At 63.2% G+C, this 14,835-nt stretch carries 14 protein-coding genes; 5 read left to right on the top strand and 9 right to left on the bottom strand.

Going from position 1 to position 14,835, the window contains the following annotated elements; genetic code table 11:
• Positions 1–242: 242 nt before the first annotated feature.
• The 4 genes from D1820_RS01210 to D1820_RS01225 form a co-directional block, all read right to left on the bottom strand.
• Positions 243–923 carry an orotate phosphoribosyltransferase gene (locus tag D1820_RS01210; RefSeq protein ID WP_118067595.1) on the bottom strand — a complete coding sequence of 227 codons (681 nt, stop codon included), beginning with the start codon at positions 921–923 and terminating at the stop codon, positions 243–245.
• A 72-nt stretch (positions 924–995) separates the two neighbouring features.
• Positions 996–2,036 carry a dihydroorotase gene (pyrC, locus tag D1820_RS01215; RefSeq protein WP_118067596.1) on the bottom strand — a complete coding sequence of 347 codons (1,041 nt, stop codon included), beginning with the start codon at positions 2,034–2,036 and terminating at the stop codon, positions 996–998.
• A gap of 102 nt (positions 2,037–2,138) precedes the next feature.
• Positions 2,139–3,098, bottom strand: a complete 960-nt coding sequence (locus tag D1820_RS01220; protein ID WP_040172924.1) for a hypothetical protein — start codon at positions 3,096–3,098, stop codon at positions 2,139–2,141.
• Between the two features lie 214 nt (positions 3,099–3,312).
• On the bottom strand, positions 3,313–4,380 hold the full coding sequence (locus D1820_RS01225) for a glycosyltransferase family 2 protein (protein WP_118067597.1): 1,068 nt from the start codon (positions 4,378–4,380) through the stop codon (positions 3,313–3,315).
• A gap of 308 nt (positions 4,381–4,688) precedes the next feature.
• Between D1820_RS01225 and D1820_RS01230 the strand changes: the two genes are divergently transcribed.
• From D1820_RS01230 to D1820_RS01240, 3 genes are all read left to right on the top strand, one after another.
• Complete coding sequence (locus tag D1820_RS01230) at positions 4,689–5,600, top strand: MoxR family ATPase (RefSeq protein WP_162894116.1); 912 nt, start codon at positions 4,689–4,691, stop codon at positions 5,598–5,600.
• A 15-nt stretch (positions 5,601–5,615) separates the two neighbouring features.
• Entirely contained in the window at positions 5,616–6,881 is a 1,266-nt protein-coding gene (locus D1820_RS01235; protein ID WP_118067599.1) for a VWA domain-containing protein, read from the top strand.
• Between the two features lie 123 nt (positions 6,882–7,004).
• On the top strand, positions 7,005–8,873 hold the full coding sequence (locus D1820_RS01240) for an OmpA family protein (RefSeq protein ID WP_118067600.1): 1,869 nt from the start codon (positions 7,005–7,007) through the stop codon (positions 8,871–8,873).
• Positions 8,874–8,964: 91 nt separating this feature from the next.
• On the opposite strand, the gene rsgA is transcribed toward D1820_RS01240, so the two are convergent.
• The 4 genes from rsgA to D1820_RS01255 form a co-directional block, all read right to left on the bottom strand.
• Positions 8,965–10,056 carry a ribosome small subunit-dependent GTPase A gene (gene rsgA / locus D1820_RS01245; RefSeq protein WP_118067601.1) on the bottom strand — a complete coding sequence of 364 codons (1,092 nt, stop codon included), beginning with the start codon at positions 10,054–10,056 and terminating at the stop codon, positions 8,965–8,967.
• A 252-nt stretch (positions 10,057–10,308) separates the two neighbouring features.
• Positions 10,309–11,493: a VWA domain-containing protein gene (locus tag D1820_RS01250; protein WP_118067602.1), complete on the bottom strand. Its 1,185-nt coding sequence runs from the start codon at positions 11,491–11,493 to the stop codon at positions 10,309–10,311.
• Between the two features lie 53 nt (positions 11,494–11,546).
• The gene (locus D1820_RS19010; RefSeq protein ID WP_040177966.1) at positions 11,547–11,714 is read right to left on the bottom strand and encodes a hypothetical protein; all 168 of its coding nucleotides are present in this window, start codon (positions 11,712–11,714) and stop codon (positions 11,547–11,549) included.
• A gap of 95 nt (positions 11,715–11,809) precedes the next feature.
• Positions 11,810–13,237, bottom strand: a complete 1,428-nt coding sequence (locus D1820_RS01255; RefSeq protein WP_118067603.1) for a DUF2927 domain-containing protein — start codon at positions 13,235–13,237, stop codon at positions 11,810–11,812.
• A 216-nt stretch (positions 13,238–13,453) separates the two neighbouring features.
• On the opposite strand from D1820_RS01255, the gene D1820_RS01260 reads away from it, so the two are divergent.
• Positions 13,454–13,831, top strand: coding sequence for a hypothetical protein (locus D1820_RS01260; RefSeq protein WP_027247597.1), 378 nt, complete (start codon positions 13,454–13,456; stop codon positions 13,829–13,831).
• A gap of 1 nt (position 13,832) precedes the next feature.
• Positions 13,833–14,183 (top strand): DNA-binding transcriptional regulator, encoded by a 351-nt coding sequence (locus D1820_RS01265; protein WP_036767018.1) that lies wholly within the window; start codon positions 13,833–13,835, stop codon positions 14,181–14,183.
• Here the strand turns inward: D1820_RS01265 and D1820_RS01270 are convergent.
• Positions 14,177–14,812: a DUF998 domain-containing protein gene (locus tag D1820_RS01270; protein WP_118067604.1), complete on the bottom strand. Its 636-nt coding sequence runs from the start codon at positions 14,810–14,812 to the stop codon at positions 14,177–14,179. The two genes, D1820_RS01265 and D1820_RS01270, sit on opposite strands and share 7 nt — an antisense overlap.
• Positions 14,813–14,835: the final 23 nt, after the last annotated feature.

The following is a 14,835-nucleotide window of genomic DNA, read 5'->3' on the forward strand; positions in this document are numbered from 1 at the left end:
GGGGCGCTCGGTCTGGCTATCTGGAAAACTCTGAGGATAAGCTGTGAACAGCTTGTGGATATCCGCAGGCTGACCTGTGTGTCGTTTCTACAGAAGCCGAGTTGGGGTCTGGGTAGTCTATATGATGCGGTACATTCTGGGAAGCTGTCTATATCTGCGCTGATCTGCTTGCTTCCAAGTTGATTCGGGGCGACCCTGTCCACAGGCCGCCCCAGATAAGATGCACGTCACACAGAGGGTGATCAGGCGGATTTATGCGCCTCCTGCCAGGCCCGCGGATCCTTCAGGAATGTCTCCACCTCATCCAGCGTTTCGGCGCTAAAGCTCTTCTGCGCCTTGGCTTCGGCCAGGACATCCCACCAGGTGCACAGGTAATGCAGTTCAACACCGTGGTCGCCGAGGCGCTGGGTGGTTTCGGGGAAGATGTCGTAATAGAAAACCACTGCGGTATGCCCACAGGTGGCGCCGGTCTCGCGGATCGCATCGACAAAGGACAGTTTGGAGCCACCATCCGTGGTCATGTCCTCCACCAGCAGCACCCGCTGGTCCTCGGTCATCACCCCTTCGATGCGGGCATTGCGGCCATAGCCTTTGGGTTTTTTGCGCACATAGGTCATCGGCAGCGCCATGCGTTCCGCCACCAATGCGCCAAAGGGGATGCCTGCCGTTTCACCGCCCGCGATATTGTCAAACGCTTCAAAACCGGCATTGCGCATCACCGTGACGGTGAGGAAATCCATCAGCGTCGTGCGGATCCGCGGAAAGGAGATCAGCTTGCGGCAGTCGATATAGCTGGGCGAGGGCAGGCCGGAGGCCAGCGTATATGGCGTGTCGGTGTTGAAATTCACCGCGCCGATCTCCAGCAACATGCGGGCAGAGAGGCGGGCGATTTCTTCGCGTGAGGGGTAGGAGGAGGGGATCATTCTATCATCCTTTTGGTCGGCGCGAGGCGCCGGTGGCAGAAGCCTCCGGCGGGGATATTTGGGGCCAGAAGATCAGGCGACCTTCCAGAACACATCAAAACCGGGATCAAAGACGGTAACCGGGCCTTCCTCGGTGCTGATCTGCTCAGGGAACGTGACCGGGCTGTCCTGTTTTTCCAGCGTCAGGCGCGCGCTGTTCACCGGCAGGCGGTAGAAGGCGGGGCCATTCTCAGAGGCAAAACCTGCCAGCTTGTCCAGCGCGCCGTCTTCTTCAAACACATGCGCCAGCAGCGGCATGGTGTTGGGGGCGGTGAAACAGCCGGCACAGCCGCAGGCGCTGAGTTTGTTGGGATCGGTGTGGGGCGCCGAATCCGTGCCAAGGAAGAACCGCTTGTCGCCAGAGGTCGCAGCCGCGCGCAGGGCCAGGCGGTGTTCTTCGCGTTTGGCCACAGGCAGGCAATAATAATGCGGCTTGATGCCGCCAGCCAGAATGTGGTTGCGGTTGATGATCAGGTGATGCGTGGTGATTGTTGCGCCAAGGTCTTGGTCCTGGCTGGTCACATAATCGGCAGCGTTTTTGGTGGTGATGTGCTCCATCACCACACGCAGACCGGGGGTGGCGCGACGGATCGGATCCAGCACCCGGTCGATAAACACCGCCTCGCGGTCGAAGATGTCGATGTCGTGGTCCGTCACCTCGCCATGGGTGCAAAGCGGCAGACCGATGTCGGCCATGATCTCCAGCACGCCGCGCACCTTGTCAAAATCACTGACGCCAGAGGCGGAATTGGTGGTCGCCCCGGCCGGGTAGAGCTTCACGGCCTTGATGAACCCGCTGGCATGAGCTGCCGCTACATCCGCCGGATCTGTGTCCTCAGTCAGGTAGAGCGTCATCAGCGGCTCAAACGCCATGCCATCGGGCAGGGCGGCCAGAATGCGGTCGCGGTAGGCTGCGGCCTGATCGCCTGTCACCACCGGAGGCACCAGATTCGGCATGATGATTGCGCGGGCAAAATCGCGGGCAGTTTCAGGCAAAACGGCTGTCAGCATTGCGCCGTCGCGCAGATGCAGATGCCAGTCATCGGGGCGGGGGATGGTGAGCTGAACGGTCATGGCGCCCGCCTAGCACAGGGGCGCGCGCAGGGGAAGCAACGGCATCACCTGCGACAGCGATTGGCAGCACCGGCTTTTGTACCGGGCGCCGCCGGGCTGCCCTTACCGTTCGGGGGGCAGTTTGATCTGGCCGTCTGCGGCGCTTTTGCGCAATGCCTCCAGACGGCGGCGGAAGCGGGGCGCGCGCAATCTGCTGGTCACATTGCGGCACAGCAGCGCCATCAGATAGGGGCGTTCATCCTGTTCCAGACGGGCCATCAACTTGCGCAGGTAGGGGCCATTGCTGCGGCGAGCCCGGTAGAGCTTGTAGAACTGCCGCTCGGTCAGCCGGTCCGCCCCAGCCAGAGCGAGAATATTATAGAGGATTTCCATCTCAATCAGCCGCGTCTGAACGGTGTCGCCCAGATGCGGCGTGCGCAGCCGCAGCACATTCTTACGCGCAAACAGGGCGGCATGCATCGAATCCAGCCGCTCACGCGGGTCGTAGATGACAAAACCCTGCTTGGCCGCATCCATCATATCCGGGGCAAAGCCGTAGCGATCGGTGAAATCAACGCGGCGCATCTCGCTGAACCGATCGTCCCAATCTGTGAGACGCGGATCCAGCGTTGCCTGTGGTTGCACCGCCACGACAGTGGCGCCGGGCGCCGCAACGGAGAACGCCGCCGCCGCATAGCCGCAGGGGCCCGCGCCATAAAACACCACCTTGTCGAATTCATCGAAGAAGCCGTCGTCAACCAGCTGGTCGAAGAACCCGTAGATCCGCTCATTGCGGAACCAGGTGTCGCCATTGGAGATAATGCACAGATGGGACCAGCCGAGGTTCTTTACCAGATCAAACCCCAGCGGCTGCGCCACATCCGACAGGTTGTGGATCCCTTGGATGGTCTCGAAACTGACCAGCAGCGTATTGCCCTGATCAATGAAACTGGCAAAGTGACGGCTGCCCAGCGGCTGATACATGCCGTTTTCCTCGGCCAGGGCGGCCATACGGGCCTGCCACTGCGCGGGTTTCAGCCCCGACAGGTCCTCGTCCAGCGTGTCCAATGTATCCTGCTGCATTGCATCGTCCTCTTGTCCCGCCCTTGTTCGGACGGGTTTGCGTCTGGCAACATCTAAGGGCGAAATAAGGCTAAAATTGGAAATTGTAAGGCCGGTTTATCGGCCATCGGCGCGGGTTTCGTTGAAAAAGATGCCTGTTAAGGCCAGCGCCATTATCCCATGTCCTGCCGTCTGACTGGCTACTCTGCGGCGCCGACCGCCATATTGCGCCGGATCAGTCGCTCTTGTCGCCGCCCTGCGGTGCGCCATGGCGGCCCAGCGTGGCAAAGCCGGTGAGCGTGCGTGCGGTGCCGGGGCTGATCAGCCGTGAGGGCGGCGTCATCATCAGCCGCGAAAACAGCGTCCGATACGCCTCCTGCTGCATCAATCTGCGAAACTGCTCATGGCGCCATTGCACCGCGCGGGCATGCAGCTTTTGCAGCTTGGCGTCCTCGCGCAGCAGATCGGCAATGGCCTCGCGGGCGGGGCGATAGCGGGCAATACTCTCATCCTCATCGGTGTTGAAATTCCGTTCAACCCAGTAATCCATCCCCAGATCGCCCGGACGGTTGACCCGCCCCCGCTCGGCCTTCAGCACATAGCTTTCCATGGACCCCAGCGGATAGTGGTTCAGCTGCACCAGATCGAAATTTGCCTGCCCGTAGTCGGAATAGACCCGCTGCGTCTTGAACCCCTGATCCAGTTCCCGCCCGGAACCATCGAACCAGCGAAACTCCTCTAGGGTGGCGCCATCGTCCGGGCTGCGCGGGCGATGCACCCCCAGTTTGCGATAGGTGCCATCGTTGCGATAGAGCGTCTTGAACATGGCCGCGCGCCACGGCCAGTGGATCACCTCCGGCGCGCAGCGGGTGAAGCTGTCGGTCACCGGCTGGTCCTGATAGCGCACCGTCTCGCCATTGCCGAACAGCCGCCAGGTCAGGGTGATGGCATCCGCATCGGGCAGCGCTGCGTGAATATCCGCCAGCCGACCCTCGCCTGCATGGATATTGACGAATTCGTCTACATCCAGCGCCATCACCCAGTCCGCCTTGCGCATCAGACGGTGTTTGTCGGCCTTCTTCAGCCCGGTGAACTGAATGCCGCCCTTGTCATAGGGACCATCGTTGCGCAGATGGGTGACATGGCCCAGCTCATCCAGCCGATCCAGCATCCGGTCGGTGCCATCCGCGCAGTCGTTGGACAGGACGAGGATATCGCTGAAACCCACCGCCTTGTGATGGGCAATCCATTCCAGCAGGAACGCGCCTTCGTTCTTTACACATGTCACGGCCAGTGTTCGCATGCTGTCTCCTGCCACGTCTGTACCGGACCCGCCTGGGCCGATGGCGTGTCTCTGTCATCGCATTGCAGCGCAGGTCGGTCAATGTGTCCGCAAGCCGGGCACAGTCTCGTCCACGGATGACCTATGGGACCAAAGTGGCATGACCAGCCGCTTGACCCGCTTCCATCGCCGTGGCCTCTTGGGCAGAGCCGAAGGGGAGCCAGATGTCGCAGCAGACGAAGCCGAGCCAACCGCAGACCACCAGCCATCCTGTCAGCCATCCCACCAGTCACGCTGCCGACCCCTCTGCACCGGCCGGCGCGCGCGGGATGCCCGGCTCCATTGATGCGGTGGAAACTCTGCTGACGGAGGCCGGATATGTCGCCGACCGAGGACTGGCGACGGTGGTGTTTCTGTCGCTGCGCCTTGGTCGCCCGCTGTTTCTGGAGGGTGAGGCCGGTGTGGGCAAGACCGAGATCGCCAAGACCCTCGCCGCCGCGCTGGGCCGTCGCTTGATCCGGTTGCAGTGCTACGAAGGGCTGGATACCTCCAGCGCGGTCTATGAATGGAACTTCGCGGCCCAGATGATCGCCATCCGCGCCGCCGAGGCAGGCGCTGGCGAACCGCGTGATCGCGCGGCCCTTCAGGCGGAACTCTTCAGCGACGACTATCTTATCCGCCGCCCGCTGCTGGAGGCGATGCAGCCCGATCCCGCTGGCGCGCCAATCCTTCTTATTGATGAGTTGGACCGCACCGATGAGCCGTTTGAGGCGTTCCTGCTGGAGGCGCTCAGCGATTTTCAGGTCACCATCCCCGAACTCGGCACCATTAAGGCGCCGGAACCGCCCATCGTGATCCTGACCTCCAACCGCACCCGCGAGGTGCATGACGCGCTGAAACGGCGCTGCCTCTATCACTGGGTGGATTATCCGGATTTTGACCGCGAGATGGAAATCCTCACCACCCGCGCGCCCGGTCTGGCGCCGCGTCTGTCGCAGGAGGTCGTGGCCTTTGTGCAGGCGTTGCGCACCGAAGATCTCTTCAAACATCCGGGCATTGCCGAGACAATTGACTGGGCCAACTGCCTCTTGGCGCTGGATGTCATTGATCTGTCGCCGGAGGTGATCGCCGACACATTGGGGGCCATTCTGAAATATCAGGATGATATCAGCCGCCTGCAGGGCTCCGAGGCGAAGCGCATTCTGGATCAGGCGCGCGCAACGCTGGGTCCTGCAGGATGATGCGGACCTGCGCTGATGCCTGAATACCCGCCGCTGCCGCTGCCGGAGGCCCCCCGGCTGGCGCAGAATATCACCCATTTTGCGCGTGGCTTACGGCGGGCCGGGCTTCCCATCGGTCCCGGCCGGGTGGCCGAAGCCGTCGAGGCGGTGGCCACGGCGGGCTTCACCTCGAAGCAGGATTTCTACTGGACCCTTCACGCCTGTTTTGTCTCCAAACCCGAACATCGTCAGGTCTTTGCACAGATCTTTCGGCTCTATTGGCGGGATCCGCGCTTTCTGGAGCATATGATGGCGGCGATGCTTCCCGCGATCCGGGGCACGCAGGAGGAAAAAGCCGCCAAGCCCGCCCAGAAACGCGCCGCCGAGGCGCTCTTGGATGGTGCCGAGGCCCCGGATCGCCCCGACCAGCCGGAGGGGGAGGAGCCACCGGAGCAGCTGGAGTTAAACGCCGAACTCACCATGTCGCGGGAGGAACGGCTGCGGCAACTGGATTTTGAGCAGATGAGCACTGCGGAAGTGGCCGAGGCCAAGCGGATGCTGGCCAAGATGCAGCTGCCCATCCGCCCGATCCAGTCCCGCCGCCTGATCGCCTCCGCCACTGGCAACCGCATCAACTGGCGCCGCACCATGGCGCAGGCCGCCCGTCAGGGCGGCGAGATCACAACCCTCGCACGCGCTCAGCGCCGGTTGCGCTGGCCCAACCTAGTGGTGATCTGCGATATCTCAGGCTCAATGAGCCAATATTCCCGCCTGATCCTGCATTTCCTGCATGCGGTCGCCAATCGCAAGGGGCCGGGCTGGGCGCGTGTGCATGGCTTTACCTTCGGCACACGGCTCACCAATATCACCCGCCATCTGGGGCAGCGCGATGTGGATGCCGCCCTTGCCGCCGCCGGGGCAGAGGCGCAGGATTGGGAGGGGGGCACCAGGATTGGCGCCTGCCTGCACGACTTCAACCGTGACTGGTCGCGCCGGGTCATGGGGCAGGGGGCGGTGGTGCTGCTGATCACCGACGGGCTGGACCGCGACGACAGCGATCAGCTCAGCGCCGAAATGCTGCGGCTGCATCTCTCCGCGCGCCGCCTGATCTGGCTCAACCCGTTGCTGCGCTTTGATGGCTTTGCGCCTAAGGCACGCGGCATCCGCGCCATGCTGCCCCATGTGGACAGCTTTCGCGCAGGCCATTCGATTGCGGCGCTGCAGGATCTTGCGGATGTCCTCACCCGGGCGGAGGACAGCGGCGAAAAACAACGGCTGATGCAGATGTTGACGACTGAATAACGGACACAAGCGCCACCTCTGATCGGCAGGCTCTGGCCGAAAATCATCGCTCACAGGCAACTTATTTGCCCCGACGCGGGTTATGTTTCTAGGCTTTGCATCGCACAGCGAAAGGAACACCGCATGGTTTCGCAGCTTCTCAGATCCTCGACCGCGTTGGCGGTCATCGTCTCTCTCAGTCTTCCGGTCGCCGCCCCCGCGCAGTCGAAATCGGACCCGACCGACCTCAGCCAGATGGCCCCTGAAGAAATCACACAGGCGGTGCAGCGCTGCCTACGGTGGCTCAAAAACGGGCGCATCAGCCCCGAAGGGGAGATCCTGAAGGGCAAGGGAAAAGGGGCGAAAGCGAAGTTCTGCCAAGCCTATGTCACCGGTGAATTGGACGCGGATTTGGATCCCGCCCTTGTCTCCTCCGCACTGATGGCAGGCGCTGAACAGGCTGAGGCCGCACCTGCCGCGGGCGAACAGGCCGAGCCAGCAGCCCCGACCGAGGCAGAGCAGGCCGCCGCCGCTCCGGTTGAACCTGCCCCAGAACCCGCCACAGACGCGGCCCCCTCTCAGACCGCGCAGACCGAAGCTCCGGCCGAGACGGCAGAGACAACCGCTGAACAGAACGCAGGTGAAACCACCGCAGAGGCAGAGACTCCGGTGGAGCCGGTCGCCAATGATGGTGTGAACACAGCGGCCAACACAGAGGCAGGCACCACCGCGCCAGAGGGTACGGCTGAGGCCCGAACCACCTCCGACACCGAACTGGCCGCAGCGCTGGCAGAGGCAGAGGACGGGACCGACCCTGCACCTGCGTCCGAGCCAGAACCCGAACCCGAGGTCGAACCGCTCGACAGTCAGGCGCAGGCCGATGCGCTGGCGGAAGATGAGGCCGAGGATGATAGCGCCGCCGCCGCCGCGAGCGCTGACACCACCGGAGAGGCTGAGGTGGTGGAAGAAACCGTGACAGAAGACACCGCACGCAGTTCGGATGAGGAGTTTGAAACCGCCGTCAACACGCCCGCAAGCGAGGCTGAAACCACCGCAGAGGCTGAAACTGCTGCGCCGACCGAGAACAGCGCAGCCGCCGCCCCAGCCGCAGAGGAGGACGACGGCCTCAGCAAGCTGCAGAAGGCCGCGCTTCTGGGGCTGGGCGCCGTTGCCATTGGCCAGCTGCTGAAGCAGGGGGAAACCGTGGTGACCAACTCCGGTGACCGTGCGGTGGTCGAACAAAATGGCCAATACCGGGTGATCAAGAATGACGACGCCCTGCTGCGCCAGCCCGGTAGCAATGTTACCACCTACCGCTTCAAGGACGGCTCTACCCGAACCGTGGTCGTGCGCGAAGACGGCGCGGAGGTTGAAACCATCCGCGCCCGCGATGGCCGCGTTCTGCGCCGCACCCGTACGCTCACCGATGGCAGCAGCGTTGTGCTGTTCGATGATACGCAGCGCGCCGACAATGTGGTGGTCTCCGAATTGCCCACCGCCGCCCCGCGCAGATCCGCCTTCAGCAGCGATACGATCAACGCGGATGAGCTGGCGCTGGCGCTCGCTGCCAAGGAAACCCCCGCCGTCAGCCGCCGCTTCTCCCTGCGCCAGATCCGCAATATCGATGCGGTCCGCCAACTGGTCCCGGAAATCACCGTGCAGTCGATCAACTTTGAAACCGGCTCCGCCGTGATCCGCGCAGCAGAGGCCGAAGAACTGGCGGCGCTGGGCAATGCGCTGCGCGAGATGATCGCGCAGAACCCGCAGGAGGTGTTCCTGATCGAAGGCCACACGGATGCCGTCGGTGCCGCACCCTTTAACCTCGCACTGTCAGATCGCCGCGCCGAAAGTGTCGCGCTGGCCCTGACCGAATATTTCAAGGTGCCGCCCGAAAATATGGTGGTGCAGGGCTATGGTGAGACCGATCTGGCGGTGGTGACCCAACGCGCCGAACGCGCCAATCGCCGCGCCGCCGTGCGCCGGATCACGCCGCTTCTTCAGGGCGGTAACTGATCGGTCTGCTGGCGGATCCAAGCCTGGAACAACACATCAAAGGGCGCCCAGATCGGGCGCCCTTCTGTCGGTTTGAAACCTGCGATAGCGGCTATTTCCGGCTGCGCTTCTTGATGGTTTTCGCCGTTTTCACCATCTTGCCAAAGCTTTTGTCCTTGGCGCGTCGCTGCGCCAGAGAGGCGGAATTGAAGGCTTCTTCGGCGGCCAGTTTGCGCCAGCGGTCCAACCGGCTGGCGTCAACCTCACCGGCGGCAATGCCGGCCTGCACCGCGCAGCCCGGCTCCCCCTCATGGGCGCAATTGCGGAAGCGGCACTGTGTCGCCAGCTCTTCCAGATCGGCAAAGACATCGCCGACACCGCTGGCCGCATCGGTCAGCTGCAATTCCCGCATCCCCGGCGTGTCCAGCACGCCGCAGCCGTTATCGAGGAAATAGAGCTGCCGCCGGGTGGTGGTGTGGCGTCCGCGCGCGTCATCCTCGCGAATGCCCTGCGTTGCGATATCCAGATCCTCGCCAAGCGCCTTGGTCAGCGTCGATTTGCCAACGCCCGAGGTGCCGAGGAAGGCAATGGTCTGCCCGGCCCGCACCCAGGGCGCCAGCGCCTCGCGCGCGGCCGCGCTCTTGGCGTTCAGCGGCACCACCTCCACCAGATCGGAAATGCTCCTGGCCTGGCTGATATACTCCGCCGGATCCTCGCAAAGGTCGATTTTCGTCAGCACGATCACCGGCGTCACCTCTGCATCAAACGCCATGGCGATGAACCGCTCCAGCCGCGCGACATTGAAATCCGCATTGCAGGAGGTGACCACAAACATCGTGTCGATATTGGCGGCGATCAGCTGGACCTTGCGATCCTTGCCCGGTGCGCGGCGGCGGATCAGGCTTTTACGCTCCAGCACCCGGCTGTGTGTTGGCAGTTCGGAGTCCAGCATCAGCCAATCGCCAACCGTGGCTTCGGGGCCGGGGGGGATCACCATGTCGATGCCGTCGCCCATGGCGCGCAGCCCGTTGCGGTTCACTTCGGTTATGCGCACGGGCGGATGGCTTGCCATTTCGTCCAGATCGGTCTGCTGGGAGAAGAACCCCTGCCAGCCAAGATGCTCCAGCGCGCTCAAAGGGCGCGTGCTGTCGGCGATGTCTTCAGGCGCAGGGGTGCTCAGGAATTGGGAATAGTCCCTTGTCATTGGGAATGTCTTTCTTGGTGTGATCGCGGGGTTGGCCCGGATCTGTATGTCTGATGAATGTCGCGCAAATCTTCCCTGACACCTGCCAATAGGGGCAGGCGGCATTCTCCGGGGCAATCTGCAAACCGGGGTGGCCTCTGCCGCCCCTTCTTCACCAGGACATAAACTCTCCAATTCTCTGGCGCTTGGTCTACCCGAGGCAGGGTGACTTGGCAAGCTTTCGCCGCGCGGGGCCGCGGCGGGCCGCCCCGTTTAGCGCGTCAGCTCCCGCATCCCGCGTTCCAGCCCCGCAAGCGTCATCGGCACCATCTGATCGGCAAAGATCTCCCGGATCATCTGGATCGAATGGGTGTGGGGCCAATAGGCTTCCGGCACCGGGTTGATCCACAGATGCGAGGCCCATTGCGCCCGCGCCCGCTCCAGCCAGACCTGACCGGCCTCGGGGTTCCAATGCTCATTGGCGCCGCCCGGATAGGCAATCTCATAGGGAGACATCGACGCATCGCCGACAAAAATGCACTTATAGTCCGGCCCATAGGTGCGCAGCACCTCATGAGTGGGGATCTGCGCATCCCAGCGGCGGCGGTTGTCGCGCCAGACCCCTTCATAGAGGCAATTGTGGAAGTAGAAATATTCCAGATGTTTGAACTCGCTGCGCGCCGCCGAGAACAATTCTTCCACCACTTTGATATGCGGATCCATTGATCCGCCGACATCCAGAAACAGCAGCACCTTGACCGCATTGTGCCGTTCGGGCCGGGTTTTCACGTCCAGATAGCCGTGTTCCGCAGTGGCGCGGATGGTGCCTGACAGGTCCAGCTCCTCCGCCGCGCCCTCGCGCACCCAGCGGCGCAGACGTTTCAGCGCCACCTTGATGTTGCGCGTGCCCAGTTCGACATCACCGTCCAGGTTCTTGAACTCGCGCTTGTCCCAGACCTTGACCGCGCGCTGATGGCGGCTTTCCTTCTGGCCGATGCGCACCCCTTCGGGGTTGTAGCCATAGGCGCCAAAGGGCGAGGTGCCCGCCGTGCCGATCCATTTGTTGCCCCCCTGATGGCGGTTTTCCTGATCCTTCAGCCGCTCCTTCAGGGTCTCCATCAGTTTTTCGAACCCGCCAAGCGCCTCGATTTCGCGGCGCTCTTCCTCGCTGAGGTGCTTCTCCGCCATCTTGCGGATCCACTCCTCAGGGATGTCCACGGCCTCCATCACCGCCTCAGCGGGGATCGCCTCCAGCCCGGAGAATGTCGCGGCAAAGGCGCGGTCGAATTTGTCGATATTGCGCTCATCCTTCACCATGGCGGCGCGCGCCAGATAGTAGAAGGCATCAAGATCATAGGTCGCAAGCCCCGCTTTCATCCCTTCAAGAAAGGTCAGATATTCCCGCAAGGACACCGGAACCGCCGCCTTGCGCAGGTTTTCAAAGAAAGGCTGAAACATCTGGGTCTCCGTCAGGGCTGATCAGGCGGCCATCTTGCGCCCCGCGCGCTGCGTCAGAGCAGCATACGGTCGGCGAGAATGGTCGCAAACAACCCCAGAATAGCAAATACCATGGCGTATGCAGCGCCATATTGCAGCTTATCCGCCAAGCTGCCGCCGCGTTTTTGGGCCGTGCGGACCCCCAGAAGTGCGCCAAGAAGCAATGCGCCGATTACGATCATGCCGATGTCCGTCTGTTAAGAATGTTCATGTCTCAGGTGGGGCCGTGCCGGTCCGGGTCAAGCCGTGACGCCGCTGGCGCTGCGCCAGCCGCAGATCAGTGCGGCGGCGCAAGGGCCGCAATCTCGGTCATCGCGCTGCGCACCGCCCAATCCGGGCCGAACCCGTAGCGTGCCCATCCCTGGCTGTCCAGCCTCACCGCATAGGCCGCGTCAGTTCGGCCCTGCAACAGCAGTGCCTCGGCCTCCAGCAGCATCAGACTGGAGAGCAGCACCGCGTTCTCACCCCGCGCCGCCACCGGCAGGGCAGGCCGGATGCGGGCCAGTGCCGTGGCGCCATCGCCGCGAATGATATCAAAGGCGGCCATGCGGCTCGCAATCTGGGCGCGCAGCAGCGGGCTGTCATAGCGTCCTTGCAGATAGATCAGCGCGGTCTCGAAATGCTGCTGCGCCAGTTCCGGATCATCCCGTTGCAGAATGCGCCCCAGCACATAGTGGTTGAAGGCCCGCCGGTGATCCTGCCAGCCCAGATCACGGGCAATCGCCGCCCCGCGATGTGCCGCACGCAGCCGAACGGCACGGCTGCTGCCCGGTGTCAGCGCCGCCTCGGTCGCGTCGATCCAGTCGCGGGAGGTGGCGGGCAGTGGTTGCGCCGCCCGACCAGCCCCGCCGGGGTTCAGACGCGCCAGAATGGCTGGCAGACGGGCGGCAACCTCAGCCCGTGTCATGCCGCTGCGCAGCTCGGGCGCATAGCCCACCCGCAGGATCAACATATCAAATCCAGTCAGCACCGTATGCACATTGTCGTCGTTGAACACCGAATCCGACAGCCGGTAGAGATCGTTGAGCGGCCCGATGGCCTGTGCCAGCTCCTCGTGCAGGCAGTCGCGGGTCTCCTGCGGGCTCACATCATTGGGCACAAAAATCGCCAGCCTCTGACGCGCGCGCAGATTGGCCCAATTGGTCCGGGGTTTGCGCTTGGAGCGGCGGTATTCCGCCAGCGAACTGACATTGGGCACCACGAAACAGGCCGCGCGGGGCGAGGCGCGGCGGATGGCTTTGCGCGGCACAGCCTCAATGGTGATATTGGCAGCAGGGCCCACAGCCTCCCCGCCCAGCAGCCGCAGATCCAGCCCGGCCTCGCGCTGCAACCGCTGCATGAGCGCCGCCAGATCCCGGTTCAGGCTTTTGGTGGGCTGGCCGATAAGGCGCAGCGTGATCGGGTGTTCAAACCGGGTAAAGACGGGCAGGGCGGTGCCGCTTTCCAGCTGAAAATGCAGATCGAGGAAATCCCGCGCAATATCGCTATTGGCCCGCTGCGGCGCCACCGGATGTGCGCGGGCAAAGCTCTTGGCTGGGGCCAGCGGTGCCAGTGCCGCAGCGGTGCGGCTCGGGGGCGCATATCGTGTCTCAGCCCCGCATGCAGCCAGCGCCGCCACCATCGCCAACGCCGCAAACCCGCGCCAGCACCGCAGCGGGGAGGGCCGCCCTGCAAGAGGATCGGCAGAAGGACCAGCGGGCAGCATACGGGGCCGGAATGTGAACAAGCGATCTCTCCTGCGACAGGACAGCCCCAGCTTGTGCCAAGACAGGGTTAAAAATCAATGTTATGGCTGGCCATAGCGCAGCAGAGCCGCAAAGAGAAGGGCACCCCGGCAACACCTCTCCTGACGTGGGGCGAGGCAGGACCACCCGCCCCGTGTCAGGGGCAAACGCAGAGACAGGTTGAAAAGGCTACGCCAATGGCGTATATACGCAAAGAGACACAGAAATGCCTGCGGGTGGATTACCGCATCACCCCGGTCGCGATCGAGGACGCCATCCACGCCTATCTGGACGAGGATGAGCTGGCCCGGCTGATCGCCACCCTGGTGCGCGACCCCACCATAGGGCGCAAGACGGATGAAGATTACCACCATGTCGCCGGGGATCTGACGCTGCGCTACCGCATCCATCAGGCCAGTCCTGATCTGATGATGGTCTATGTGCTCAGAATACACCGTCGACAGCGGGATCCGCGCCTGTCGGGATTGATGGCGCAGGGCGCGCGGGCGGTGGGCAATCTGGCGCTGGATGTGGTGAAATCCCGCATCAAGGCGCTGCTGAAGGAGGATAATTGATATGGCAGAGCATAAGGCAAACCATCAGGCCAGAGGCACCGGCCGTATCCGCCAGCAAAGCGAGGCGGACCGTGATGCCATGGCGCTACAGCAGATGCAGGACGATATCTCCGGTAAAACGCCCTTGGAGACCATGGCCAGCCGCGAGGTGCCGATGGTGGACGTTGTACGCCTGCGCAAAACCCTCGGCATGTCCCAGGAACGGTTTTGCAGCCACTTCGGCTTTCGCCTCGGCTCGGTGCGCAACTGGGAGCAGGGCCGCCGCCTGCCGGAACGCCCGGCCCGCATCCTGCTGCGCATGATTGAGGATGATCCAGAGCGCGTCGAACGCTTCCTGCGCGAGGCTTACTGAGGGCGCAGGCACAAGGCGGCGTGGACCCCCAGTGCAATGAACTGTGCGTAGATCCACGCCTCAAGCAGCCTTTGGAACAGGCCCTGTGCCTCCGGAACAGCAATGATGGCGCCGAACAGACCACCCCCGACAGCCAAAGACGGCAGCGCAAAGCGCCGCAAAAGCGAAGGTTGCGGGAGGGTCAGCACCAGCAGGAACAGGCCGATCAGCGCCAGCGGGTAGGCCACAGCTGCGGCAATCATATGCGCGATATGGACCGCACTCTGCCCGTCGTCTCCGCCGTTACATCCCGCGTCGCAGGGCAGCCCGGCAGCCAGCATAAGCAGGCCCGCATAGGTCGCCAGCAGGATCAGTGAGACCCGTGTCAACCGTCGGTCCGGCAGGCGCGCATTGAGCAGCGCCAAAAAGCCGAGGAACCACAGTTCAGTCGGGATGAACACCGCATAATTGGTCCAGGCGGCATATGGCGCCCCGGCGGCTCCCAGCACGCTCATAAAATGGCTGACATGGGAATAACCGGGGCTGAGCGCCGCAAGCACACCCACGCCAATGGCCAGCCAAAGCCCGCTGATCACGGGCAGGGCAATCAGCGCCCATGACGCGGTGTCACGCAGTGGTCCTGACCGCAATTCTCGCTCCCCCCGCAACACTA

Origin of the sequence: Phaeobacter sp. LSS9 (assembly GCF_003443595.1) — a bacterium.
GTDB classification, from domain to species: Bacteria; Pseudomonadota; Alphaproteobacteria; order Rhodobacterales; family Rhodobacteraceae; genus Phaeobacter; species Phaeobacter piscinae.

Coding starts and splice junctions, on each gene's coding strand:
- D1820_RS01210 (WP_118067595.1), bottom strand. CDS start 923: ATGATCCCCTCCTCCTACCCCTCACGCGAAGAAATCGCCCGCCTCTCT.
- pyrC (WP_118067596.1), bottom strand. CDS start 2,036: ATGACCGTTCAGCTCACCATCCCCCGCCCCGATGACTGGCATCTGCAT.
- D1820_RS01220 (WP_040172924.1), bottom strand. CDS start 3,098: ATGCAGCAGGATACATTGGACACGCTGGACGAGGACCTGTCGGGGCTG.
- D1820_RS01225 (WP_118067597.1), bottom strand. CDS start 4,380: ATGCGAACACTGGCCGTGACATGTGTAAAGAACGAAGGCGCGTTCCTG.
- D1820_RS01230 (WP_162894116.1), top strand. CDS start 4,689: ATGCCCGGCTCCATTGATGCGGTGGAAACTCTGCTGACGGAGGCCGGA.
- D1820_RS01235 (WP_118067599.1), top strand. CDS start 5,616: ATGCCTGAATACCCGCCGCTGCCGCTGCCGGAGGCCCCCCGGCTGGCG.
- D1820_RS01240 (WP_118067600.1), top strand. CDS start 7,005: ATGGTTTCGCAGCTTCTCAGATCCTCGACCGCGTTGGCGGTCATCGTC.
- rsgA (WP_118067601.1), bottom strand. CDS start 10,056: ATGACAAGGGACTATTCCCAATTCCTGAGCACCCCTGCGCCTGAAGAC.
- D1820_RS01250 (WP_118067602.1), bottom strand. CDS start 11,493: ATGTTTCAGCCTTTCTTTGAAAACCTGCGCAAGGCGGCGGTTCCGGTG.
- D1820_RS19010 (WP_040177966.1), bottom strand. CDS start 11,714: ATGATCGTAATCGGCGCATTGCTTCTTGGCGCACTTCTGGGGGTCCGC.
- D1820_RS01255 (WP_118067603.1), bottom strand. CDS start 13,237: ATGCTGCCCGCTGGTCCTTCTGCCGATCCTCTTGCAGGGCGGCCCTCC.
- D1820_RS01260 (WP_027247597.1), top strand. CDS start 13,454: ATGGCGTATATACGCAAAGAGACACAGAAATGCCTGCGGGTGGATTAC.
- D1820_RS01265 (WP_036767018.1), top strand. CDS start 13,833: ATGGCAGAGCATAAGGCAAACCATCAGGCCAGAGGCACCGGCCGTATC.